This is a genomic window from Pedobacter sp. B4419 (assembly GCF_059693725.1).
Map to the genome: position 1 here is coordinate 1,720,168 of NZ_JCASSL010000001.1, position 25,398 is coordinate 1,745,565.

Annotated in this window: 17 protein-coding genes; 9 read left to right on the forward strand and 8 right to left on the reverse strand. The window is 43.0% G+C overall.

All coding sequences use genetic code 11. The features are described 5' to 3' along the window. Nucleotides 1-16 precede the first annotated feature (16 nt). Both AC570H_RS07085 and AC570H_RS07090 read right to left on the reverse strand, forming a co-directional pair. Nucleotides 17-1,864, reverse strand: a complete 1,848-nt coding sequence (locus AC570H_RS07085) for a DNA topoisomerase 3 (protein WP_497353137.1) — start codon at nucleotides 1,862-1,864, stop codon at nucleotides 17-19. Between the two features lie 529 nt (nucleotides 1,865-2,393). Next, on the reverse strand, nucleotides 2,394-4,679 hold the full coding sequence (locus tag AC570H_RS07090; protein WP_497353139.1) for a GH92 family glycosyl hydrolase: 2,286 nt from the start codon (nucleotides 4,677-4,679) through the stop codon (nucleotides 2,394-2,396). A 210-nt stretch (nucleotides 4,680-4,889) separates the two neighbouring features. Here AC570H_RS07090 and AC570H_RS07095 point away from each other — a divergent pair, with 210 nt between their 5' ends. From AC570H_RS07095 to AC570H_RS07110, 4 genes are all read left to right on the forward strand, one after another. Further along, the gene (locus AC570H_RS07095) at nucleotides 4,890-5,924 is read left to right on the forward strand and encodes a LacI family DNA-binding transcriptional regulator (RefSeq protein WP_497353141.1); all 1,035 of its coding nucleotides are present in this window, start codon (nucleotides 4,890-4,892) and stop codon (nucleotides 5,922-5,924) included. 76 nt (nucleotides 5,925-6,000) lie between these two features. Beyond that, nucleotides 6,001-7,092, forward strand: a complete 1,092-nt coding sequence (gene mnmA, locus AC570H_RS07100) for a tRNA 2-thiouridine(34) synthase MnmA (protein WP_497353143.1) — start codon at nucleotides 6,001-6,003, stop codon at nucleotides 7,090-7,092. Between the two features lie 153 nt (nucleotides 7,093-7,245). Further along, nucleotides 7,246-7,584, forward strand: coding sequence for a hypothetical protein (locus AC570H_RS07105; protein WP_497353145.1), 339 nt, complete (start codon nucleotides 7,246-7,248; stop codon nucleotides 7,582-7,584). 157 nt (nucleotides 7,585-7,741) lie between these two features. Continuing rightward, nucleotides 7,742-8,074: a hypothetical protein gene (locus AC570H_RS07110; protein ID WP_497353147.1), complete on the forward strand. Its 333-nt coding sequence runs from the start codon at nucleotides 7,742-7,744 to the stop codon at nucleotides 8,072-8,074. Here AC570H_RS07110 and AC570H_RS07115 read toward each other — a convergent pair whose 3' ends face one another. Continuing rightward, nucleotides 8,075-8,845 (reverse strand): M90 family metallopeptidase, encoded by a 771-nt coding sequence (locus tag AC570H_RS07115; protein ID WP_497353149.1) that lies wholly within the window; start codon nucleotides 8,843-8,845, stop codon nucleotides 8,075-8,077. 138 nt (nucleotides 8,846-8,983) lie between these two features. Here AC570H_RS07115 and aqpZ point away from each other — a divergent pair, with 138 nt between their 5' ends. Next, complete coding sequence (aqpZ, locus tag AC570H_RS07120) at nucleotides 8,984-9,688, forward strand: aquaporin Z (RefSeq protein ID WP_497353151.1); 705 nt, start codon at nucleotides 8,984-8,986, stop codon at nucleotides 9,686-9,688. A 60-nt stretch (nucleotides 9,689-9,748) separates the two neighbouring features. Here the strand turns inward: aqpZ and AC570H_RS07125 are convergent, their stop codons facing one another. Together AC570H_RS07125 and AC570H_RS07130 are read right to left on the reverse strand one after the other, a co-directional pair. Next, nucleotides 9,749-10,267, reverse strand: a complete 519-nt coding sequence (locus tag AC570H_RS07125) for a glutathione peroxidase (protein ID WP_497353153.1) — start codon at nucleotides 10,265-10,267, stop codon at nucleotides 9,749-9,751. 286 nt (nucleotides 10,268-10,553) lie between these two features. Further along, nucleotides 10,554-11,099: a 3'-5' exonuclease gene (locus AC570H_RS07130; protein WP_497353155.1), complete on the reverse strand. Its 546-nt coding sequence runs from the start codon at nucleotides 11,097-11,099 to the stop codon at nucleotides 10,554-10,556. Between the two features lie 351 nt (nucleotides 11,100-11,450). Here AC570H_RS07130 and topA point away from each other — a divergent pair, with 351 nt between their 5' ends. The 4 genes from topA to pbpC all read left to right on the forward strand — a co-directional run bounded on the left by topA (nucleotide 11,451) and on the right by pbpC (nucleotide 22,962). Continuing rightward, complete coding sequence (topA, locus tag AC570H_RS07135; protein WP_497353157.1) at nucleotides 11,451-13,997, forward strand: type I DNA topoisomerase; 2,547 nt, start codon at nucleotides 11,451-11,453, stop codon at nucleotides 13,995-13,997. Nucleotides 13,998-14,069: 72 nt separating this feature from the next. Further along, a complete protein-coding gene (locus AC570H_RS07140) occupies nucleotides 14,070-14,474 on the forward strand; it encodes a hypothetical protein (RefSeq protein WP_497353159.1) in 405 nt (134 codons plus the stop codon). Nucleotides 14,475-14,764: 290 nt separating this feature from the next. Beyond that, complete coding sequence (locus tag AC570H_RS07145; protein WP_497353161.1) at nucleotides 14,765-20,359, forward strand: alpha-2-macroglobulin family protein; 5,595 nt, start codon at nucleotides 14,765-14,767, stop codon at nucleotides 20,357-20,359. A 221-nt stretch (nucleotides 20,360-20,580) separates the two neighbouring features. After that, on the forward strand, nucleotides 20,581-22,962 hold the full coding sequence (gene pbpC / locus AC570H_RS07150; RefSeq protein ID WP_497353163.1) for a penicillin-binding protein 1C: 2,382 nt from the start codon (nucleotides 20,581-20,583) through the stop codon (nucleotides 22,960-22,962). A gap of 4 nt (nucleotides 22,963-22,966) precedes the next feature. Here pbpC and AC570H_RS07155 read toward each other — a convergent pair whose 3' ends face one another. The 3 genes from AC570H_RS07155 to AC570H_RS07165 form a co-directional block, all read right to left on the reverse strand. Next, nucleotides 22,967-23,686, reverse strand: a complete 720-nt coding sequence (locus AC570H_RS07155; RefSeq protein WP_497353165.1) for a lysoplasmalogenase — start codon at nucleotides 23,684-23,686, stop codon at nucleotides 22,967-22,969. Next, nucleotides 23,661-24,896, reverse strand: coding sequence for a sterol desaturase family protein (locus AC570H_RS07160; protein ID WP_497353167.1), 1,236 nt, complete (start codon nucleotides 24,894-24,896; stop codon nucleotides 23,661-23,663). Before AC570H_RS07160 ends, AC570H_RS07155 begins: the two co-directional genes overlap by 26 nt. Nucleotides 24,897-24,976: 80 nt before the next feature. Beyond that, entirely contained in the window at nucleotides 24,977-25,375 is a 399-nt protein-coding gene (locus tag AC570H_RS07165; RefSeq protein WP_497353169.1) for a BLUF domain-containing protein, read from the reverse strand. Between the last annotated feature and the right edge of the window lie 23 nt (nucleotides 25,376-25,398).

Below are 25,398 nucleotides of genomic sequence, written 5' to 3' on the forward strand. Positions count from 1 at the left end.
CAAATCAGAACCGTAACTAAACCGTTGCCGGTGTTTCTACCAATTTCTCTGAAAGGCTGGCGCCAGCCACCAAAAGTTCTTGCGTAATGTTTTTAGTGTATTCTGCTATCTCAGACTTGAATTCTGTAACCGAAGCTCCCGCCCTGATTTCCTCGAGTCGCTTTTCCCATTGCCCCGTCAGTTCTGCCTGTGCTATCTTTTTGTCTTTAACAATTTCATAAACGGCCAATCCTTTGTTGGTGGGTACCAGGTTTCGCTTCTCGCGAATAATGTATTCCCTGGTCAGCAGGGTTTCGATAATTGCCGCACGGGTTGCCGGCGTACCCAAACCACTGTCTTTCATGGCATAACGCAGCTCTTCGTCTTCAATTTCCTTGCCCGATGTTTCCAGCGCCTTTAACAAGGACGCCTCATTGTACAAAGGCTTAGGCTTGGTTTGTTTCTCAAGCAGGGCTTTGTTCACAATCGGCAGCAACTCTCCTTTTTTCACCTTTGGCAAAGCCGGATTGTCTTCGTCTTTTTTATCGTCTTCTACCTCGTTAAAAACCGAACGCCAGCCCGCAGAGCGGATAACTGTACCATTGGCCTGAAAGGTAGTGCCCGATTCGATGGTGATTTTGGTCACCTCCTTTACGCATTCCTGATGAAAAGCTTCCAGCATGCGCCCTACCACCAAATCGTATATGGCCTGATGGTCTTTGCTTAAATGTTGAGGCTGGATGCCTGTTGGCAATATGGCATGGTGATCCGTTACTTTTTTGGCATTAACGCTGCGCTTATTTAGAGTAGCTGTTTGCAAAAACACCGCTGCTTTTGCAAATTCTGGGTGTACCGTAAGGTTGGTAATCAGACTTGGGATAGTGGCAAATACATCATCACCAATGTAACGGCTGCCCGTACGCGGATAAGAAACCAGTTTGCTCTCGTACAAGTTCTGCAAGAGGTTTAGGGTTTGGTCTGCCGTAAAGCCGTTCTTCTTATTGGCTTCTTGTTGCAAGCTGCTCAAATCGTGCAAAAGCGGTGGCGGTTCTTTCCTGGGTTTGGCTTCTACCGAAGTAATGTTACCGCCCTGCGCAATACCCGATTCCACATCCTCCACCTTATCGAATATTTCTTGGGCTTCTTCCTGGGCTTTATAATTGGCTATCGATATGGCCTTAAAAAGCTGTCCGTCTTTATCCAATTGGATGCCGATCTGGAAATAGGTTTGAGGCACAAAATTTTTGTTTTCCAAATAACGGGCACAAACCATGGCCAAAGTTGGCGTTTGTACCCTGCCCAAAGAAAGCACACTTTTGTTTCCGGCCGAAATACTCAAGGCCTGCGTAGCATTCATGCCCACCAGCCAATCTGATTCCGAGCGGCAATGCGCCGAGTTGAACAAGGTATCGTACTCCGTGCCTGGTTTTAAATTCCTGAAACCGTCTTTGATGGCTTCATCGGTTTGCGAAGAAATCCATAAACGCTTAAAAGGCTTCTTGCATTTGAGGAAGTAGTAGATGTAGCGAAAGATCAGTTCTCCTTCGCGCCCGGCATCCGTTGCCACGATGATCTCTGTAGCTTCGTCGAACAGCTTTTTAATGATATCCAATTGTTTCCTTACCCCGGGATCTTCCACAAAACCGTCTTTGGTTTTGATTTTGCGAATGGCCAATTTAAACTTGGCCGGCAACATGGGCAGGTGCTGTTTGCGCCAACCGATAAAACCATAGTCCTGTGGCGGTGCCAACTGCAACAGGTGTCCGAATGCCCATGTAAAAGAATAGCCCTTGCCTTCAATATAGCCGTCTTTTCTGGTGGTTGCACCAAACACTTTTGCTAACTCACGACCAACGGAAGGCTTTTCGGCAATTACAATCTTCATCTTTCAATATTCAGTTTTCGGAGCTTAAATATCTAAAAAATATTAGAACTGGCTAGCGAAAAGTTTTCCTCATTGGTCTGTATTTAACATATCTCGTTGGGCGCAAGCAATATAAGATCATCATTTCTTTGCATAAAATTGAGGTTCAGTTTTAGAAAAGCAGAGCCTGCAGTTCTTAGGCAAATACAGCCCTGCTGTACACTTTACTTCGTGCTCGCTTCCATCAGGTTTATGGGGCAGCAGTTATTCGACCAATTTGATTGCATTAACCACCCCGCCCTTTGGGCACCCCTCCAAAGGGGGGGAATTTAAATTTACTGTAGCGACAAAAAGATAGAGCTATTGTGCTGCGAAAAATGTAAATATGGGCTAAGAAACAAGCTTGTTGGTGAAGAACACCAACAAGAGCACCATGGACATCCAACAAAAAAGCCACTAGAAATTTAATCCTAATGGCTTTTAGTTTTATGCTGACCTACTCCTGATAAGGTACCAGCAATTGGTAACTAACAAGAGATAACCAGCATGATTATGATTTCTTTGGCTTGGCGCTCATATAAAAAGTGAGTTTGCCACCATTGGTAATATCGCCATGTTTGATAAAAGGCTTGCTCAATTCCTTGCCATTTAACAACACTTTTTGAACGTACACGTTTTTATCGCTTTGGTTAATGGCTTCTACCGTAAATGTCTTGCCATTTTCTAGGGTTAAGGTGGCGTTGTTTACCGCAGGCGAACCTAAGGCGTATTCATCGCCACCCGGCGAAACCGGATAGAAACCTAATGACGAAAACATATACCAGGCACTCATTTGCCCACAGTCATCGTTGCCACCCAAGCCATCTGGCGTAGGCTTGTATTGCATTTTCAGGATGTGGCGAACTTGGGCCTGTGTTTTGTAAGCCTGATCGGCCCAGTTGTAAAAATAAGCTACGTGGTGCGCCGGTTCATTGCCATGTACGTAGCCACCAATAATTCCTTCGCGGGTAATGTCTTCGGTATCTGCAAAAAACTCGTCAGGCAGGTGCATGGTAAACAAAGTATCCAGTCTGGCAGCGAATTTCTTTTTGCCACCCATCATTTCCATCAAGCCAGCCGGATCTTGTGGTACAAAGAAACTGTAGTTCCAGCTATTGCCTTCAATAAAACCTTGTCCATGGGTACTTAAAACGTCAAAATCTTTTTTGAAGGTTCCATCTGCCAACTTCGGACGCATAAAGCCTGTGCTTTTATCGAAATTGTTCTTCCAATTGGCCGAACGCTTGATAAACTCCTCATAAACATCCATGCGGTTTAGCTTTTTGGCCATCTGTGCAATTGCCCAGTCATCATAGGCATACTCTAAGGTATTGGAAACCGATACTCCGCTACGTTCTGCCGGAATAAAGCCCAAATCCATGTAATAGCCAATTCCTTCGTAATTACGATGTTTTGCCGTGGTTACACAGGCATCCAAAGCTTTGTTGGCATCGCCATTAAATACGCCTTTAATCACTGCATCGGCAATTACCGAAACGCTGTGGTAACCGCTCATGCACCAATTGTCGTTGGCATAATGCGACCAAATCGGCAACATCTGCAAGCTGCTTTGCTCATAATGGGCCAGCATGGATTTCACCATATCGTTGTTGCGGGTAGGCTGCACAATGTTAAAAAACGGATGTAATGCCCTGTAGGTATCCCATAAAGAGAAAGTGGTGTAATTGGTAAAACCATTTGCTGTATGTACGCCTTGGTCTAGGCCTTTATATTGTCCATTTACGTCTGCATAGGTTGTTGGATTGATAAAAGCATGGTACATGGCCGTATAGAAATTGGTTTTATCATCTTCAGAAGCCGCGATATTGATCTTAGACAATTCTTTGTTCCAGGTGGCCTGTGCCTGTGCCTTTACCTTTTCAAAATCCCAACCGGTAATCTCTGCACGCATGTTTTGCAGGGCATTTTCCTGACTTACCGGCGATAAGGCAAACTTGATCTTGATCTTTTCTCCTTCTTGGGTATCGAAATCGAAGAACATCCTTACTTTTTTGCCGGCAATTTCTGGGAAGTTTTTGCTTTGGTCGAATTTGCCCCAAAAGCCTCTGTAGGCTTGGCGTGCATCGTAGTTCTTTTGGCCATAGTTTTTAAAAGGCTTAGAAAAGCTCATCGCAAAATAAACCGTACGGGTACGTGCCCAGCCATAAGTTTGACGGTAACCTGTAATCAAGGTATCATTTACTACCCTTACATAGGTCCATACTGTTTTTTCGTCATAGTTATAAATTCCGGCCATCAGGTCCAAAATGATATGGCTCTGGTCTGATTTTGGAAAAGTATATTGATGCATGCCCACGCGACTGGTAGCAGTCATTTCGGCCAATATGTTATCATCATCAAGCTTTACCTTGTAATAACCAGCTTCGGCAACCTCGTTGGCATGAGAAAAGGCCGAACGATAGCCACTTTTGGTATTGCTGGCTGTTCCTGGGTTCATTTGCAGCTTGCCTTGTGTAGGCATGATCAGAAAATCGCCTAAATCTGAATGGCCTGTTCCGCTAAAATGCGTGTGACTAAAGCCTACTATGGTTTTATCTTCATATTTATAGCCTGCACAATACTTATAGACATCGCCATTGTATTTGCCATTCATTTCATAGGGAATGGTATCTGTTTCTGGACTTAACTGTACAGCTCCGAAAGGAACGGTAGCACCCGGATAGGTATGTCCCATTTTTTCGGTTCCAATGAGCGGCTTTACATATTTAACCAGGTTTTGTTGCGCATGCGCTACCATCGCAGAAAGGAAAAGGCAGCAGAGCAGTGTTTTTTTCATTTGTTTAATTTTGTTTTTTCGTTCAGTTTATTTTAGTGTGTTAACGAATATAAAGCCTAAGGTATTAATTTTTAATTAACCTCAAAAACTATCTTAACACACAACTAAATGGTTTTAGTAAAAACTTAGTGGCCAAATTGCCCAATCGCTGTAAAAACAGCAAAAATCTGTATCTTTAGCCCTGCAAGCCTTATATGAAGTCCATTGAAAATGAACAATAATATTACCTTACGCGATATTGCCAAAGCTTTGAACCTATCTGTTTCTACCGTTTCGAGGGCATTAACAGACAGCTATCAAATTGGCGATGAAACCAAGCAAAAGGTGTTGGCCTATGCCAAAGAACACCAGTACATACCCAACCGCATGGCCCGTGGCCTCAAAGAAGGCAAAAGCAGGTCGATTGGCGTAGTGGTTTGTTCTATCGATAATAATTTCATGGCCCAAATGCTGGATGGAATCGATCATTACTGCTCAGAGCAGGATTACCAGATCATCATTATGCAAAGCAAGGAGCTGTACGAGCAAGAAAAGGCCAATGTGAACCTGCTCTATGCAGGTGGCATCGATGGCTTGCTCATCTCCCCTTCTTATCAGACTACCGACTTTAGCCACCTTACCCATTTGCAGGAAGTAGGCGTACCAGTGGTGCTGTTCGACCGCTTAAGCGATCACATCGACACACACAAAGTAGCGGTTGATAATTTTAAAGGCGCCTATGAGGCTACGCAGCACCTGATCAACAATGGCTACCGCGCCATTGCCCATTTGAACTGGAATACCCAATTGAGCGTAGCTACAGAGCGTTTCGAAGGGTATAAAAAAGCCTTGGAAGATGCCGGAATTACATTTAACAAAGATTGGGTAAAGTTTTGCGACACCACCAATGCAGCAACCCTAGACCAGGAACTGGAAACAGCCGTACAAGAATTAATGGTACTTAAACAGGCACCACAGGCTATATTTACCGCCACCGATCTGCTGAGCACCAAATGTTTGGCGCTCTTACATAAATCTGGCCACCGCATTCCTCAAGACATTGCCTTGGTTGGCTTTAGCAATACCGATCTGGCCGAAGTACTTAATCCTTCGCTAAGCACCATTCGCCAGCCTTCTTTTGAGATTGGAAGCGTAGCGGCCCAGCAGCTGCTTTCACTTATTTCTGATAGAGAAACAGCGCCTTTCGAAACCATTTTGTTGCCTACCCAACTGCAAGTTAGGGAGTCGAGCCAGGCAAAACCTTAGCCTTTTTACATTGTTCAGACTGCTCCTCTCCTATAATTAACTAAAAACCTGTATTTTTGCATCTTTATTTTAAGTAATGAGCAAACACGGTAGAATTTTGGTAGCCATGAGTGGCGGGGTTGATAGTTCGGTAGCAGCTGTTATGTTGCACGAGCAGGGTTATGAGGTAATCGGCCTAACCATGAAGACCTGGGATTATGCTACTTCTGGCGGTTCGAGTAAGGAAACTGGCTGTTGCAGCTTAGACAGCATCAACGACGCCCGTACCCTAGCTGTAAATTATGGTTTTCCCCATTACATATTAGATATCCGTGATGAGTTTGGCGATTTCGTAATCGACAACTTTGTTGACGAATACCTGGCTGGCCGTACGCCAAATCCTTGCGTGTTGTGCAATACGCACATCAAGTGGGAAGCACTATTGAAACGTGCCAATAAATTGGATTGCGAATTCATTGCAACCGGACATTATGCCAACATCCGCCAGCAAGACAGTGGCAGGTATGTAATTTCTAAGGGCAAAGACGAGAACAAAGACCAGTCTTACGTACTTTGGGGCGTTTCTCAAGCAAACTTGGCACGTACCAAATTCCCTTTGGGCAGTTTCTCTAAGGCCGACATTCGCCAAATGGCAATGGATATGGGCCAAGAAGAACTGGCTAAAAAAAGCGAGAGTTACGAAATCTGTTTTGTACCTGATAACGATTATAGGGCTTTCTTAAAACACAAAGTGGAAGACCTGGAAGATCGCGTAGCCGGTGGCAACTTCATTAATAGTCAAGGCATGGTGATTGGCCAGCACAAAGGCTATCCCTTTTATACCATTGGCCAGAGAAAAGGCTTGGGTGTTGCCTTCGGCGAGCCGATGTTTGTGACCCAAATCCTGCCAGAAAGCAATACCGTAGTATTAGGTCGTGCAGAAGAATTGGAACGCAGAGAAGCTTTAGTGAGAAATGTAAACTTGATTAAATACGAGAGCATCCATGAGCCTTTGGAAAATGTAGTGACTAAGATCCGTTATAAAGATGCAGGTATGTTGAGTACCATTGTTCAGGAAAAAGACAACATGCGCGTAGTGTTTGACCACGCCGTATCTGCAATTGCACCTGGACAATCAGCTGTATTCTACGAAGGAAATGATTTATTGGGCGGTGGATTTTTGATCTAACTAACCAATCGAAAATAAGGAAAGCCATAGATTTATTGATCTGTGGCTTTTTTGTTGGATAACTATGGACCGAAGATCAATTTTTTGTCTTTTAATGTTATTAGGATCTTATTGATTAAGTTTATTTAATTATTTAACCTAAAACCTGACACCATGAAAAACAGTAAAAAATTATTCTTAGCCTGCGTTCTTTTTTCGCTTACGATAACCAACCTTAATTTTGCTTATGCAGAGCCTGCCATCTCTATCCAAAAGAAAACACAGGTGATCAGAAACGCTTATCTCGATGGCTATCTTTTTACCTTTTATTTCGATTCGGCCAGCAATAAACTAGACAATGTAACCATCGATGGAGCTACGGTACTGAGTTTTTATAATGACAGCATCACTTACAACGCCACAGCAGATGCCTATGAAATTGTATTCTTCAAAGTAAGGTATCAAGTTGGCGCTACAACATATGCCAAGGTTTTTGGCAGCGTAGCTTTATAGATTTCAAATCAACTTAGCTAGTTATTATTTGTCTTGAAGCCAACTACTCAGGACCATGGACATTTATGCTCTATTTTTTTACATTTCAGCTTTTAACTAGTTTTTAAGGTAAGTTTAATTAAAACTTAAATTATTTACTTAACTAACCTAAAATTCCATGAAAAAATTAGTTTTGATCTTGCTGTTATGCACAGCCGCTTTCGTAACAGCCAACAACAGTTTTGCTACAGCAGCTAGCGCCCCTATCCAAAAAAAATCGATCGAATTGAGGTATTATGGCGACTTCGTTTTCCATATTGATAACGTAACCAACGAAATAGTCGACATTACCTCTAGCGATCCTAGCATCTATGTTACCGCATTCTTATATAGAACTTTAACTCCCGACACTCCTACAGTAGGCGTATACACAGTAGAAGGCTTAAAAATCAGGTACTCGGATAGTACGGGAAATCATATGCTCACTTTTGGACCTATCAACCTGTTATAATCAGGCTAATTGCTGCGCAAACATCCTGCTCAGTTGTTCATATAATTGAGGATGCTTTTCCTTAAACTGGGCAGGTTGTTCAAAGAAATATTCAGAGGCTACGGCTAAGAACTCAGCTTCATTGGTCATGGCATAAGGATTGATGTCTGATTGATCTTTGTCGATGCGATTGATTTCTTCATGCATCATTTTAAGCCATGGAACTGCATATTCATGAGCTATCAGGTTTTGAGGAACGCCATCTGTGGCGCCATCAGATTTATCGAGCAGGTGCACAAATTCGTGGATGCCTGTGTTAGATTTGCCCGCATTGGTAGAAAATCCATGCCTCAAGGCACTCTTTGAAAGAATCATTTGTCCGTTCATGTAACCCGTGCCCACCATACCCAGGATATTGCGTTCGCCACCTTCGAACTGAAAGTTTTCGTTAAAGGTATCGGGATAAAGCACAACGCTACCCAAATTAGTGTACCTCCAGTTATCGAAGCCGAAAATAGGAATAACGGCACTACTGGCCACTAAAAGCTTATCAAGAGGTTCAATTTCAACACCAATCCCCTCTATTTTAATGGCAGCCAAAAAATCGGTTATTTTTTGGGCAAATAGTTTTTTCTTCCCCTGATCGAGCTGCTGGTAGTACAGCACATGTTCTTCTAAAAGCTGAAGATCAGAATCTGCCAACTTTACGCTGTCGAGATTCTTTTTACGGAAGATCAAATAAAAGGCAATTAATACCACAAGGGCAATAAAGAGCACAGGATATAAATTCATAACCAGAACTAATTGATTTAGGGCAGATTTTCTTTTAGGCAAATCAATATTTGAATATTAATTATTTGTTTATATTTAAATTAATATCCTGTCGTCCCTATATAATTTTTTTTTAAGCACAAAATTAAACTCAATTATATGGAAACAAGTAAATTCTCAAAATTTGGTGCCGAATTCGTGGGCACCTTGGTTTTAGTGCTAATGGGGTGTGGAAGCGCGGTTATTGCGGGGGCTAATGGAACAACAGGCGTAGGCTTGCTGGGCATTTCCTTTGCTTTTGGCCTATCGGTGGTAGCTATGGCCTATGCCATCGGACACATTTCAGGCTGCCACATCAATCCGGCAATTTCTATCGGAATGGTAGTTGCAGGACGCATGAAAGCCTCTGAAGCAGTCTACTACATCATTGCACAAGTACTGGGCGCAATAGCTGGCGCAGGCATCCTATTTTTCATCGCTTCTGGCAAAGCGGAATACACGCTAGCCGCAGGACTAGGGCAAAATGGCTATGCTGAATTATCTCCACAGCATTACGACGTAGTGTCTGGCTTTATTGCCGAAACCGTGTTCACCTTTATTTTTCTATTGGTGATATTCGGGGCAACTTCAACCAAAAACATTAATGGAGGCTTTGCAGGCCTGGCTATCGGCTTAAGTCTGGTGCTCATCCACATTGTAGGTATTCCGGTAACCGGCGTTTCTGTAAACCCGGCAAGGAGTATTGGTCCTGGCTTATTAATAGGCGGGCAAGCCATTAACCAGCTGTGGCTGTTCATTGCCGCTCCTATTTTAGGCGCGATTTTAAGTGCGGCCTTCTGGAGGTTTATACTCGAAAAAAATTAACATAAAAAAAAGGAAGATGGTTAAGTCCATCTTCCTTTTTCCATCTTACCTTTTACCTTTTTAAAGGTTTTTGGTAATGCTTGCATCTAATGGCTTCACAGCCGAACGGTAGCGATGTACCAATTGTCCCTTTTCGTTGATCAGGAATTTTTCGAAATTCCATTTAATATCGCCTGTAAAATCTGGGTTTTCCTGTGTGGTCAAATACTTGAACAATGGCGTAATGTCATCGCCCTTTACACTGCTCTTTTCGGCTAACAAGAAAGTAGTTTTGTAGGTTCCTGTACAAAATTCCTTAATGGCTGCATTGTTGTCCAGTTCTTGTCCGCCAAAATTACCTGCCGGAAAACCAATCAGCACTACGTCTTTTCCATATTGCTTGTGTAGTTTTTCCAGGTCTTCATATTGTGGGGTATAACCACATTTTGAAGCCGTATTTACGATTAAAATCTTTTTGCCTTTAAATTTAGATAGGTTAACGGTCTTTCCATCAAGTGTTTTGAAAGAAAAATCGTAAATGGTTTGAGGCGGCTTTGGTGCTGTCCACAAACTGATTAGGAGTAATAAGGTGTTGATCATGCTTTTGGTTTTTTGAGTATGTACGAAGATAACAACAAATTGGTTGCTATTAAATAATCAAAACGTCAAGAAATTGAATGTTAGTTTTCAGTAGGCAGTTTTCAGTATCCAAGCGTAAATCTAACAAAGAATAAAAGTATTCGTCATTGCGAGGAGCATAGCGACAAAGCAATCTTTTTGAACAAGATACCGGATCGGGGTCCGGTATGACGAAACCTATATTTCAGTTGACAGTTATTGGTTTTCAGTTTCCAATTATCGTTAGAACGAAACGATCTACGCTTCATTATTTCAGCAACTCATTAAGGATAATGGCGATGTTTTTGGCATCATCTACTCCCCTGTGGTGCGTGCCCAACAATGGTTTGTTCAGCATTTTTAAGGCACCGGCCATTCCAATTCCTTTTCTAAGTCCTTTCAGTTCAGAGAAAAGCACTTTCACGTTGATGTGATGCTGAGACATGGGATATAAAATGCCAAAGCGTCTACACTGTTCTTGAAGCATATTTTTATCATAGGCACCATAACTGGCCCAAGTATAATCTTCCGAATTAAAATAATCCATTAATTGCTCACAGGCTTCGGCTAACGAAATCCCATCTTTATCGAGCATTTGAGGAGTAATGGAGGTCAGTTGCGTACAGAAATCGCTCACCTCCGAATATTTAGGCTTAACTAAAATGCCTTTGTTTTGAGTTATTTTACCAGTTTCCCGGTTTAAAATACAGGCACCGATTTCTATAATTTCGCTGTGCTGTTTTTGGTAATTGCCATCTGCTTCCCAGCAGGTAGCTTCTAAATCAATGATCAGAATTTGATCTGTTGTTTTCATTTTTTTGTGTCTTAATCATAATGTCCAATCTCCCGCACACTAAACACTATTTTGGGTTAATAATTAATAAATATCCTGCGCTTATTTGCAGGTCTATTCTTAATATACTAAAAATTAAGGACAAATCAAAACACTTTTTCAGGCGTTGTTGTTCTTTAGGAACTTAATAAATCATAATTATTAAGTAAATAAAATTATTTTTTAGTGGTGAAATAACCCGTTTAAATTGGCTATACCTTATCAAAAAGAGGCAGTTAAGCAGCTGTTCAGCGAGGGAGGTTTTAAAATATTTACTATACCAATTTTGAATTTAGCCTAATTTATAGTTTTATTTGCAGCAAAACGTTCTGAATGGCAAAAAATTTACTGATCGTCGAGTCACCTGCAAAAGCTAAAACCATAGAGGGGTATTTAGGAAAAGATTTTTTAGTGAAGTCTAGTTATGGTCATATCCGTGATCTAGTAAAAGGTGATATGGGAATAGACATCAGCAATGATTTTTCTCAGACCTACGAGGTTCCTGCCGACAAGAGGCAGGTAGTTACCGAACTTAAAAAACTAGCGAAGGAGGCCGAAATGGTATGGCTCGCATCCGATGAGGACCGCGAAGGAGAAGCCATTTCCTGGCACTTGTTCGAAACCTTGGGCCTGAAGGAAGCCAATACCAGACGTATTGTATTTCATGAGATTACCAAGCCAGCTATTTTAAAGGCCATAGAAACACCTCGTACCATCGATTATAACCTTGTACATGCCCAACAGGCGCGCAGGGTATTAGATCGCTTGGTGGGCTTCGAACTTTCTCCCGTATTATGGAAAAAAGTAAAGCCTTCTTTGTCCGCCGGTCGTGTACAATCAGTAGCGGTACGCTTAATTGTCGACCGTGAACGCGAGGTTAACCAATTTAATGCAACAGCTGCCTTTAAAATTACAGCCCAGTTTAGTACGGGTAAAGGTCGGGAAATTGTAAAAGCTGAATTGCCGCAACGTTTTGAGAAAGCAGCAGATGCCGAGAAATTCCTTCAAGATTGCGTAAACGCCAACTTTTCGGTGAGCAATTTGGAAGTAAGGCCAGCCAAGAGAAATCCGGCAGCGCCTTTTACCACCTCTACACTACAACAGGAAGCTTCTAGAAAACTAGGCTATTCGGTTGCCAGAACCATGCAAATTGCGCAGAAACTGTACGAAAGCGGTAAGATTACCTATATGCGTACAGATTCAGTTAATCTTTCTGAAACCGCAATTGCAGCAGCAGCCGCCGAAATCAATGCAGCTTATGGAAAGCAATATCACCAGCCAAGGGTTTATAAAACCAAAACCGCTGGTGCCCAAGAAGCACACGAGGCCATTCGCCCTACTTATTTCAACCAGCATACCGTTGGTGGCGACAATGCCGAAAAACGTTTGTACGAACTGATTTGGAAACGTGCAATTGCCTCGCAAATGAGCGAAGCCATATTCGAAAAAACAACAGCCAATATCCATATTAATACCCGAAAAGAAGAACTGATTGCCGAAGGCGAAGTATTGAAATTTGATGGCTTTTTAAAAGTATACCTCGAATCGACCGATGAGGAAGAAGAGGAAAACGAAGACAGCAACTTGTTGCCACCGTTAACTAAGGGCCAAGCGCTCTTGCTCAAGGAAATGGCAGCTGTTGAACGCTTTTCAAGGCCTCCAGCAAGATACACTGAGGCCAGTTTAGTAAAAAAATTGGAAGAGTTAGGCATTGGCCGACCTTCTACCTATGCTCCTACCATCTCCACCATCCAAAACCGTGGCTATGTGGTGAAGGAAGACCGCGATGGCAAGAAACGTAATTTTGTGAGCATGGTGCTTGCCGATGGAAACATCAGCAAACAAACCAAAACCGAAGTAACGGGAGCTGAAAAGTCAAAACTTTTCCCTACCGATATCGGCGAGGTGGTGAACGACTTTTTGGTAGAGCATTTTAAAGGAATTGTCGACTTTAACTTTACCGCCAAGGTAGAAAAGCAGTTTGACGAGATTGCACAAGGCCTGCAGGAATGGACCAAAATGTTGCATTCTTTTTATGGGCCTTTCCACAGTGAGGTAGAAACAACCTTAGAAACTGCCGATCGTGCAAATGGCGAGCGTTTGTTGGGTGTTGATCCGGTTACGGGCAAAAACGTATACGCCAAAGTTGGCCGTTATGGACCATTGGTACAGATTGGCGACTTAACGGACGATGAGAATGATAAACCGCGTTATGCCAGTTTATTAAAATCGCAATCTGTAGGAACAGTAAGTTTGGAGGAAGCGTTAGACCAATTCAAATTGCCTTTCCAGTTGGAGGATTACCAAGGTAAGGAAGTTTCGGTTGGTGTGGGCAGATTCGGACCTTATGTAAAGTGGGGCGATGCCTTTATTTCAATCCCTAAAAACGAAGATCCATTAACGGTTAACATAGAGAGGGCTATTGAAATTATCCAGGAGAAAGTGAGTGCCGATGCACCTGTTGCCCAATACCAAAACATGCCGGTTACTAAAGGTGCAGGGCGTTTTGGACCATTCATTAAATGGAACGACCTGTTTATCAATGTTCCTCGCGCCTATAATTTTGAACAACTTTCTCAAAAAGACATCGAAGAACTAATTACCAAGAAGATAGAAAAAGAGAACAATCGCTTTATCCAGCAATGGGCAGCAGAGAAAATTGCCATTGAAAATGGCCGTTGGGGACCGTTCATCCGTTTTGGCAAAGAAATGCTGAAATTAGGGAACAATCCGGCTACCAAACAAAAATATACTGCCGAGGAATTGGCCGTTCTTCCATTGGAAGATGTTAAAAAGCTGATTGTAGCCCAAGTTCCAGATGCTTTTGAGCCTAAGAAAAAAGCTGCGCCTAAAAAGAAGGCTGTAGCGAAGAAGAAGTAATCAGTAAGCAATTGACAGTTTTTGGTTTGCACAGTTGGCCTTACAACATTTCAACTTTAAAACATTACAACTTTGAAAAAGGACCTGCCAGAAAATATTGTTGAAGATATAGCCATTGCCGTAGCGTTAGTGGGCGAAACACCAGAAGCAAAAAACTGGAATGTATATCTGGTAAACTTCAAAAACGAAGCCATTACCAATGTGCTCATTACCTCAAAGGGTTATGGCGAAAAGGATGGCAAACAGGTTAAAACATCTTTGCTCAGGCATTTTGTAGGCGATCTTGCTGCTCAATCCTACGCAGCCGTGGAAGCCATCGACCCTGCCGTATTTGGTTTGACCAACGAATATTGGTTGAGCTATTACATCGGAAAAGACATTTACGACAAAAAATTCATCTTCCTCCCAGAAAGTATCATCGATAACAACCTTATTCGTATTCCGATACTGAACAAACCTGGGGTGATGATTAAATAGCTGATTAGCTTATTGGTTCATTAGTTCATTGGCTGATTAGTCATTGAGCCTGCGAACTGCCCAATCCGCATAGCCCTGATAGCAGCGACAGCCCTGAGGAACGAGGGCTATAGCGAATAGCAGGACTGGCTTTCATAGCAACAACAATTAAGCGCTCTTAAATCTTATTTGTCATTTCGACCACCCCACCCTTTGGGCACCCCTCCAACGGAGGGGAATAGAATCGTTGATAAATAAATTCTTTCTCAGCAATCTTTTTCCTTAATTTTCATACATCACCAATTCATTGTATGGAAAACACCGGAAAAACCCCTTCAAATAGCAAAAAATACATTCTTATTGGCGTTTTAGCCATAATCATTGCTGGCGCGGCTTTCTTTATTTTCAAGAAGAAAAAGCATCAAGATAACCAGGCATATGCCAAGTATATCGAATCCTACACTTCGGGCACGATTTCTAAAAAGAGCTTCATTCGCATCCACCTGGCTAGCGCCGTAAAAAACCTGACTGATTTGGGCAAACCCGATGAGAGGGAACTGGTTGATTTCTCGCCAAGCATTAAAGGCAAAACATTTTGGATTGATGCACAAACCATCGAATTTAGGCCAGAAGAAGCGCTTAAACCCGATCAAAAATATGAGGCAACCTTGTATCTCGACAAGATTACCACCACAGAAAAGGGTTTAGAGGAATTTGATTTCGATTTTAAAGTCATCAAACCGGGGCTTAGTTTGGCTCAGAATGGATTGATTTCGCAAAACAATACTTCTTTAACCTACATGAAATTAAGTGGGGAAGTGAATACTGCAGATGTTGAGGAGCAACAGAGCATTGAAAAATCGCTGCATGTAGATTTTGGACAAAAACTGAAAATCAAATGGCAGCACGATCCGGAAAAGCACAAATCGACCTTTACGATAGACAGCATCAAAAAAGCAGGCGGTGAACAGTCCCTCCTCCTTAAGTGGAATGGCGATGCCATTGGTGCTTCAGATAACAAAGGCGAAGAGAAGGTATTGGTTCCTGCCAAGGCTATCTTCAAAGTACTGGATATCAAAGCCATGCAAGGAGCTGAAGATTTTGCTTTGATCCAATGTTCAGAGCCTGTCAACGTAGGCCAAGATTTAAACGGCTTAATCACTTTGGGCGACCTGCAGGACCTCCGTTATACCATTGATGGCAGCCAGATAAAAGTTTATGCACCCAACGAATTGCAGGGCAACTACAATGTAACGGTAAATGCAGGCATTGCCAATATTGAAGGCAAAACCTTGCAAGGTGCCCAAACTGCCAATATCATTTTCGAAAACAAACAGCCATCGGTTACCATAGCCGGAACAGGAACGATATTGCCAAATTCGGGCAAGTTGGTTTTGCCTTTTGAGGCGGTAAACCTGAAAGCGGTAGATGTAACCATCATCAAAATCTATGAAGACAACATTCCGCAGTTTTTTCAGGTCAACAATTACAAAGAAGGAAATGAATTGCGTCGCGTAGCAAAACCTGTAGTGCAGAAAACCATCCGATTAGATGAAGACAAAGCGATTAACCTGCACAAGAAAACACGTTTTACCCTCGACCTGGATAAACTGATCAGAACCGAACCTGGGGCCATGTACCGCGTAACCATAGGCTTTAGACAAGCATATAACGTTTACGACTGCAAAGCTGAAGAAGCCAATACGGATGGAAATGATGGTGGCGACGAATACGATGAAGGAGGCTACAACAGCTATGGAGAAAAAATTGATGAGGACGATGAATTTTGGGAGCGCTACAACAGCTACTATCCGGAACATTACCGTTGGGACGACCGCGATAATCCTTGTACTTCATCCTATTATACCAACGAACGCTGGGCTAGCAGAAACTTGTTGGCCTCAAACATTGGCTTAATTGCCAAGCGAGGCAATGACAATAGCATGTTAGTGGTGGCAACCGACCTGCTTACCGCAAAACCATTGAGTGGTGTTGATGTGGAATTGCTCGACTACCAAAGACAGGTATTAACTACCGTAAAAACCGACGGCAATGGCTGGGCAGCTTTCGACCTCAAGCGCAAACCTTTTCTTTTGATTGCCAAGAACGGCAAAGAAAGAGGCTATTTGAAACTCGATGACGGCAATTCTTTGCCATTGAGCCGTTTTGATGTAGGTGGCGATGTAGTGCAGGAAGGAATCAAGGGCTTTATTTACGGTGAGCGTGGCGTTTGGCGTCCGGGCGATAGCGTTTACCTATCGTTTATCTTGGAAGACAAACTAAAGAAACTGCCAGTAAATTATCCGGTTACTTTCGAATTCTATAATCCGAAGGGCCAATTGGCGAAAAAGATGGTGAGTGCGCAAGCCTTAAATGGTTTCTACACTTTTAAAACCGCTACTGAAAGTACTGCTCCTACCGGCAACTGGCTGGCAAAAGTGAAAGTTGGTGGTGCTTCTTTCTCTAAAACCATCAAAATCGAAACCATTATGCCTAACCGCCTAAAAATCAATTTTGATTTGGGTGGCAAAACCTATTTGGGCAATGGTGCTTCATCGGCCACTACCCTTTCGGCAAAATGGTTGTTCGGTACGCCGGCACAAAACCTGAAAGCCAAGGTAGATGTGAACTTGAATACCATGCAAACCAAGTTCAAGGGCTTTGACGAATATAGCTTTGACAATCCGACCGTTAATTTCGAATCGCAGGTAAAAACCATTTTCGAAGGCACGCTTAATGCCAGCGGAACGGCTACGGTGAATACCAATTTAAGCGAAAGCAATACCGCTCCAGGCATGTTAAAAGCCAACTTCACCACCAAGGTATTCGAACCAGGCGGCAATTTCAGCATTGATAATTTTAGCATTCCTTACCATGTTTATGACAATTACCTGGGCGTAAAAACACCAAAAGGCGACCGTTTAAGTGGCATGTTGGTTACCGGACAAGACCATAAGGTAGAATTGGTAAATGTTGACAGGAACGGACGTTTATTGGCTGGCAGCAAAACTGTTGAAGTAGAACTTTATAAAGTACAATGGCGCTGGTGGTGGGAACAAGATGGTCAGGAAAGCTATGCCAATTTTACGCAGAACCAATACAACAAATTGGTACAGAAGCAATCGGTAACGCTGTACAATGGCAAAGGCTCTTGGACCTTACGCCTCAACGAACCTGAATGGGGCCGTTATTTGATCTTGGTACGCGATGGTTTCGGTGGCCATACCACTGGAAAATCGGTTTATGTAGATTGGCCAGGATGGGCACAACGCGAACAGGCTAATAACCCGACAGAAGCATCGATGCTTTCGTTTACCGCTAACAAAGAAAAATTTAATGTAGGCGAAGATGTGGTGTTAACCATTCCGACAGGAGAAAATGGCCGTGCCTTGATTTCTATTGAAAACGGTAGCCGTGTGCTTAAAACCTATTGGATAGACACCGAAAAAGGCCAAACCCAATTTAAGTTCAAGGCCGAGAAAAACATGGCGCCAAATATATTTGCCAATGTCACCCTCTTGCAGCCACATGCACAAACCTTAAACGATTTGCCGATCAGGATGTATGGTGCCATTCCGTTGAGCATCGAAGATCCGGAAACAATATTGAAGCCGCTGATCAAAATGCCATCAGTCTTGAAACCTGAAATAGAAAGCAGCATTACGGTTGCCGAAGAAAAAGGAAAGGCAATGACTTATACCATTGCTTTGGTGGATGAAGGATTATTAGACCTTACCCGCTTTAAAACACCAGACCCGCACAGTATTTTCTATGCCAGAGAAGGTTTAGGTGTTAAAACCTGGGATCTATTTGACCAGGTACTGGGTGCATGGGGCGGTAACCTGGAACGCATCCTGAGTATTGGTGGTGACGGAAGCGTGAACAAAAACCTCAATCCGGCAAAAGCCAACCGCTTCAAACCTGTGGTTAAATTCATGGGACCATATCAGCTGGGCAAAGGCGAAAGCAAAACCCATAAGTTTACTTTGCCACAGTACATTGGCGCGGTGAGGGCGATGGTAGTAGCCGCACAAGATGGCGCTTACGGCTATACAGAGAAGAGCGTAGAGGTTAAAAAGCCTTTAATGGTATTGGCTACCCTCCCAAGGGTAATCGGTCCTGGCGAGAGCTTTACCCTACCAGTGAACATTTTTGCAACCAACAACAGCCTTAAAAACGTAAGTGTACAATTGCAAAGCGGCCAATTGGCAGTTAGTGGGGCTAAAACACAACAGTTGAGCTTTAAGCAGGCTGGCGAGCAAATGACCTATTTCCAAGTAACCGCACCAAATGCTATTGGCGTGGCCAAAGTGAGAATAGTAGCGCAAAGCGGTGCCGAGAAAACGGTATATGACGTGGAAATGGATGTACGCAATCCAAATCCGTATGTAACCAACGTAATCGCTGCGACCCTGCAGCCTAAGCAGACTTGGAAAACAGCCTATAGCCCTATCGGGATGGCAGGAACCAACTCTGGAACTGTAGAGGTGTCGTCCATTCCGCCTATGAACCTCAATAAACGCCTAAGTTATTTGATCCAATATCCTCACGGCTGTGTTGAACAAACTACTTCGAGTATTTTCCCACAATTGATGCTGGATAAATTAACACCATTGAGCAATCAAAAGAAAACCGAGGTGGAGCGGAATATCAAGTCGGGCATTAACCGATTAAAAGGCTTCCAAACTACAGAAGGCGGCTTAAGCTATTGGCCGGGTGAAGGATCAGCAGACGAATGGGGAAGCAATTATGCCGGACATTTCTTGGTAGAAGCACAAAATGCAGGCTATACCCTACCTGTAGGCATGTTAGATGAACTGATCCGTTACCAAAAAAGCAAGGCCAACAACTGGGCGCCAAACAGCAACAACTTCTATGGAGGCGATTTAAGTCAAGCTTATCGCTTATACGTATTGGCCTTGGCCAAAAAACCAGAAATGGCTGCCATGAATAGGTTGAGGGCTTTTGAATACTTATCGGTAAGTGCCAAATGGCGATTGGCAGCCGCCTATCAACTGGCCGGACAAGCCGCGGCAGCTAATGGATTGATTAGGGGATTAGCCTTAACAGTAGAGCCTTATAACCAATTAGGCGGTACTTATGGTTCAGAACTCAGAGATGAAGCCATGATCATGGAAACCTTGACCTTAATGGGCCAAAAAGCAAAAGCGGCGCAATTGCTCCAAAGTGTGGCCTCACGATTAGGCAAGGATACTTGGTACAGTACACAAACTACAGCCTACAGCTTATTGGCTATTGCCAAGTTCTGCGGACAAAACAGCAGTTCGAATAAGCTGCAGTACAATTATGTGATAGATGGTCAAAAAGGAGATGTAAACAGCGAACAATACTTGAACAGCAGTGCGCTAAGCTTTAAAAACAATACGGTAAGCATTACCAATACAGGCAACAATGTGCTGTTTGTTCGTTTGGTGCTACAGGGACAGCCAATGGCAGGCCAGAACAACTTCTTGCCAAACAATCCTGATGCGTTAGACCTTTCGGTAACTTACAAAACGCTAAGAGGCCAAATATTGGATCCAAGTACATTGAAACAGGGAACCGATTTTTATGCCGAAGTAACCGTTAAAAACCCAGGGAAAATGGGTTATTATGAGCAGATGGCCTTGACGCAGATTTTCCCATCGGGCTGGGAGATTATCAATACCCGCCTAAACGACAACGAAAGCATGCTGGCCTCATCTCCTTACACTTATAGGGATATCAGGGATGACCGTGTGTTCACCTATTTCAATATCCGAGAGAATGAATCACTGACCTATAAAGTATTGCTCAATGCATCATACCTGGGCAAATATTACCTGTCTGCCGTACAATGCGAAGCGATGTACAACAACAACATTAGCGCAACAGTAGCAGGAAAATGGGTGCAGGTGATTAAATAGTCTTTTAGTCCTGAGTCTGTAGTCCGTAGTCAACTTATCCCTGACTATGGACTATCGACTTAGGACTGCGGACTAGCACCTAAAGTCTCGGCCAAATATTAATCATCAAAAAACGAATAAACCCTGCTGTAAATCTCAAAAAAGTAACAATCTTTTCCATAACATTGATTTTTTATATAAATCAAGTAGGGACGTAAAATGTTACCCCTTTGCGCCTAAAAATGAACAAACTACCAAAAGCAATCTTAATTAGCGATAGTATTTGCTTGCTATTGGTTTTGTTTTTCTTGTTTTCTTTGCCCAAGCAACTGTTTAAAACCCCAACCTCCTATGTGGTAGAAGCCGGCAATGGCGAACTCCTCAGTGCAGCCATTGCATCTGATGGGCAGTGGCGTTTTCCGGTAGCCGATTCCGTTCCTGATAAATTTGTAAAATGCCTTATCAGCTTTGAAGACCAACGGTTCTTCCTGCATTTTGGAGTAGATCCGGTAGCCATGAGCCGGGCAATGAAACAGAACCTAAAATCGGGCAGCGTAGTGAGTGGCGGCAGTACCATCAGCATGCAGGTTATCCGCCTTTCGCGCAAGCAAAACCGGAGTGTTTGGCAAAAACTGATTGAAATGTATTTGGCCATGCGATTGGAGCTCAGCTATTCAAAAGATGAAATCATGGGGCTGTATGCAGCAAATGCACCTTTTGGAAGCAATGTTGTGGGCCTGGAAGCCGCCAGCTGGCGATATTATGGCCGCAAGGCGAAAGATTTATCCTGGGGAGAAATGGCTACTTTAGCAGTATTGCCCAACAGTCCCTCTTTGGTTCATCCGGGTAAAAACTCTCATAAGCTCATCAAAAAGCGCAATGATCTGTTGGATAAGCTGGCCAAGCTTCAATACATAGACCAAACTACAGCCGATCTTTCCAAATCTGAACCTATACCTGCCCAGCCTTTGCCTTTGCCACAAAACGCACCGCACCTGCTTAACCGTTTTAAAGAAGAAAGAAAGGCCTTAAAACTTCCTTCCACTAAATTAAGTTCAACTTTAGATTACGATTTACAACTAAAAGTAAACGAACTACTTAAAAGATACAATAACCGATACAAAGCTAACGGGATCAATAACATAGCCGCTTTGGTGCTCGATGTAAAAACAGCAACCGTGGTGAGCTACGTGGGCAATAATTATCAGCCAGCCAACAAAGAGCTCGAAAGCCATGTCGATATGATCAAGGCACCCCGCAGTCCAGGGAGTACGCTAAAACCCCTGCTCTACGCCAGTATGCTAAGCGATGGCATGCTGTTGCCACATAGCCTAGTTGCCGATGTACCTACACAGATTGCCGGTTATACGCCACAGAATTATGACTTGGGTTACGATGGTGCTATTGCTGCCGATAAAGCCTTGAGCAGGTCGCTGAATATACCAGCGGTTAAAATGCTGCAGCAATACAAGTACGAGCGTTTTTATGATCAGCTGAAAAAACTGCACTTTGGTACGCTTAATCAGCCTGCAGATCATTATGGGTTATCGCTTATTTTGGGTGGCAGCGAAGTTACCATGTGGGATTTGGCTAAAGGCTATATGGGCATGGCCCGAACCTTGAACCATTTTAACGATTACCAAGGCAAATATAATCCACATGATTATGATGTGCCATCTTATGTCAAGAATATCAAGCCTTCAAGCCTAAATAAAAGCGACATTGAACCCAATTCTGTACTCGATCATGGCTCCATTTGGGCAACATTTAATGCCATGGAAGAGGTAATGCGTCCCGGTGATGAGGGTTTGTGGGAACAGTTTTCTTCCTCGCAGCGCGTAGCCTGGAAAACAGGAACCAGTTTTGGCTTTAGGGATGCCTGGGCCATTGGCTTAAGTCCAGATTATGTGATCTGCGTATGGGTGGGCAATGCCGATGGCGAAGGCCGGCCAGGATTAATGGGCATAGAAGCGGCCGCTCCTGTCCTTTTTGATATTTTTAGGTTATTGCCTAATTCCAAATGGTTTCAAACTCCAAAAACAAAACTCAAGAAAATACTGGTTTGCAAGCAAAGCGGTTTTAAGGCAGGAGAAAACTGTCCAGAAAAAATAAGCGAAATGGTACCTTTTGCAGGAGAAAAAACCAGGGTGTGCCCCTATCATCAATTGGTTCATTTGGATGCAAGTGGGCAATATCGCGTAACGGATAAATGCGAAAGCCCGGCACAAATGCAACATGCCAAATGGTTTATCCTGCCTCCGGCAATGGAATATTATTACAAAATCAAAAACAGCGATTATAAGCCCCTGCCCCCTTACAAACCTGGTTGCGAAGATGTAACCGGCCAACTGGCCATGGATATGATCTACCCAAAAAACAATGCAGTGGTTTATATTCCGGTTGAATTAGATGGAACCAGAGGCAAAGTGATATTCAACGTGGCACACCGCAACCCAAGGCTGAAAATCTATTGGCATATTGACCAAAATTATATTGGCACTACCCAATCATTCCATCAAATGGCTGTAAACCCTGCGCCAGGCAAACATACGCTTACCTTAGTTGATGAAAAAGGAGAACGCCTGATACAGACATTTACGGTCCTGGATCGGGAAAAACGCTAATCAATTACGCTTCCATAGCGGATTTCTTCTTCATCTTGCGCTCTACCGCGCCCATGGTAATCAGGTATTGGGCCAACATATAAGTAGCCATCACTACCAAGCCGGCATAATCAAAAGCAAATACAAAACGGTTATAGGCTAATGCCGAATCAGAAACGATAAACAACACGGCGCCCCACATTGCTAATTTAAAGCTCAGAGTGTTTACCCTGCCCTTTCTGTTGGCTGCCATAATGCCCATTAGCGAGATGACAAAGGCATAAACCATAACCGGTATTTTCATATCGGCCAGATAAGGACGCAAATAGATATAAAAGCCGAAGCAGAACAGTCCAAAAATAACCAGTGCCCAACGCGTATAGCTCTTTTCTATCCTTGGATTCCAAATGTAATCAAGATAAAAAGCAGTAACGTAAAACAGATGTCCGATTAGGAAAGAAGCCAGGCCAAAAAGAAAAAATGAAGGGTTAACGGCTTGAAACATCAAGAAACAATCGCCAAAAAGGCCAAACAGCAGGCCTCCAAATATACGCTTGGCAAAACGGCCCTTCAGCTGGGTTTGATAACCCAAAAACAGCATCAGTGATATCGTAATTAAAGGTTTAACAACATAGTGAAAATCCAATAGCACTAGTTTAGAAGTATCAGGGTCTGATTCGACCAAAAGCTGAACAATAAAAATAAGTGCGAATGCAAAGTTAAACTGTAGATGTTTCTTTAACATGGATGATTGTATGTTGTAAAAAATAGAACCAGATGAGCGAGCCGACCTGAATGATGGTAAAAACGATGGCTAAAGTATTAAAAATCGCGATATCCTTAAATAAGTAGAGTGCAAGCAAACTGGCAATCAGACGAATAAATTCGAAATACCTGAGCCATGTTTTGTTTTCTAACAGTGCGCCACAGCTCAGCAAGGTCAAAATGGTAAAAACAGCGGAGCCAATCACGGCTTCGCCAGTCATTTTTGGATAGAGAAACAACAAAGCCGAACCTACGGCCAAGGCCACCACAAACTGAAACAGCACATAGCCTACCAAGCCTTTGCTATAGCTTGAATCGAACTTTCTGTAATTCAGCACATCTATTTCGGGTGCTGGCTTAAATCCACCCAAAGAAGCAGGAAACCATCCCGGTGGCTTGATAAAAACCCTTATTTTATCTGCAAAACCATCCGTTTGGCGAGCGGTACTCACCAATTCGGCCCAATAATGCACATTAGCCCAAACCGGATTCCAACTGGCCAATGGCTTGGTAATGCCATAATACACCTCCTCTTCCTCCTTTTGAAAAGTACCAAACATCTTGTCCCAGATAATAAGCGAGCCTGCATGGTTTTTATCGATGTACTTCGGATTGGAGCCATGGTGTACCCGATGATGCGAGGGTGTATTCAGGATGTATTCTAAAAAGCCCATGCTTTTAATGGCTCGGGTATGGATCCAAAACTGATACAAGGTATTGAATGCGCTGAGGGTTAAAAACATGAGCGGATCAAAACCTATAAAGGCCAAAGGCAAGTAAAATACCCAAGAAAACCAGCCCTGAAACCACGATTGGCGCAAAGCCACGGTAAGGTTGTACTCTTCAGATTGGTGATGAACAATATGTGCCGCCCACAAAGCATTAACCTGATGGCTCATGCGATGAAACCAGTAATAAAAGAAATCGACCCCAACAAAAAGAATGATCCAAACCCAAATGGTATTGGGCAAATCAAACAGTCGCCAATGGTCGAAAATGTATTTGTAGCCAAAAAACAGGGCGGTTTTCATGAAAAGTCCGGTTACTTGTTGGCCAATGCCCTGGCTAAGGTTGGCAATAGAATCGTTAAGGCGATAATAGCCTAGCTTTTTATAGAAAGAATAGGCCAATTCTATACCAATCAGCAGGAAAAAGACAGGTACAGATAAAGCGATATAGTCAACTTTCATGATTGCTCCATTTTAAGACAAAATATACCTCATTTACTTTGAACAAGCAAATTCTGGCAAGAAAATGTACATCAGGAAATTTAGGCTTTGGCCAACAGCTTGAGCAGTTTTACGGCTGAGGCGGTTTTGATGTAGGCCGCGACATCTTCGTGCGCACAGTTTTCTATTTTGTTGATTTCTGCTAGGCTTACTTCCTTAAAATCCATGCTCCAATCTTTATAATATCGCTCCTCGGCATGTCCAGTAGTAATGGTTTTGATGGCTACCAGGCGATTGTCTTTTTCAATAGACTGATAAACTTCCATTACAGCCGCTGCTGTGCCTTCCAGCAATTGTATAAAAGTATCCTCGCAATGCAAAAGCTTTCCGGTAATATCTAAAGAGGCATTTCTTGACCTGGCTTGCGCCAATAGTTCTTCAAAATCCCGTTCGGTAAATTCTTTTCTGGCTACGCCAAAGTATAATAGGTAGAAATACATGCTTAATTATAAACGTTCAACAA

Bases quoted from the DNA above. Each gene is read 5' to 3' on its own strand.
- mnmA (WP_497353143.1), top strand. From the start codon at position 6,001: ATGAGCAAACACGGTAGAATTTTGGTAGCCATGAGTGGCGGGGTTGAT.
- AC570H_RS07160 (WP_497353167.1), bottom strand. From the start codon at position 24,896: ATGAAAGTTGACTATATCGCTTTATCTGTACCTGTCTTTTTCCTGCTG.
- aqpZ (WP_497353151.1), top strand. From the start codon at position 8,984: ATGGAAACAAGTAAATTCTCAAAATTTGGTGCCGAATTCGTGGGCACC.
- topA (WP_497353157.1), top strand. From the start codon at position 11,451: ATGGCAAAAAATTTACTGATCGTCGAGTCACCTGCAAAAGCTAAAACC.
- AC570H_RS07115 (WP_497353149.1), bottom strand. From the start codon at position 8,845: ATGAATTTATATCCTGTGCTCTTTATTGCCCTTGTGGTATTAATTGCC.
- AC570H_RS07145 (WP_497353161.1), top strand. From the start codon at position 14,765: ATGGAAAACACCGGAAAAACCCCTTCAAATAGCAAAAAATACATTCTT.
- AC570H_RS07130 (WP_497353155.1), bottom strand. From the start codon at position 11,099: ATGAAAACAACAGATCAAATTCTGATCATTGATTTAGAAGCTACCTGC.
- AC570H_RS07155 (WP_497353165.1), bottom strand. From the start codon at position 23,686: ATGTTAAAGAAACATCTACAGTTTAACTTTGCATTCGCACTTATTTTT.
- pbpC (WP_497353163.1), top strand. From the start codon at position 20,581: ATGAACAAACTACCAAAAGCAATCTTAATTAGCGATAGTATTTGCTTG.
- AC570H_RS07110 (WP_497353147.1), top strand. From the start codon at position 7,742: ATGAAAAAATTAGTTTTGATCTTGCTGTTATGCACAGCCGCTTTCGTA.
- AC570H_RS07165 (WP_497353169.1), bottom strand. From the start codon at position 25,375: ATGTATTTCTACCTATTATACTTTGGCGTAGCCAGAAAAGAATTTACC.
- AC570H_RS07090 (WP_497353139.1), bottom strand. From the start codon at position 4,679: ATGAAAAAAACACTGCTCTGCTGCCTTTTCCTTTCTGCGATGGTAGCG.
- AC570H_RS07085 (WP_497353137.1), bottom strand. From the start codon at position 1,864: ATGAAGATTGTAATTGCCGAAAAGCCTTCCGTTGGTCGTGAGTTAGCA.
- AC570H_RS07125 (WP_497353153.1), bottom strand. From the start codon at position 10,267: ATGATCAACACCTTATTACTCCTAATCAGTTTGTGGACAGCACCAAAG.
- AC570H_RS07095 (WP_497353141.1), top strand. From the start codon at position 4,890: ATGAACAATAATATTACCTTACGCGATATTGCCAAAGCTTTGAACCTA.
- AC570H_RS07105 (WP_497353145.1), top strand. From the start codon at position 7,246: ATGAAAAACAGTAAAAAATTATTCTTAGCCTGCGTTCTTTTTTCGCTT.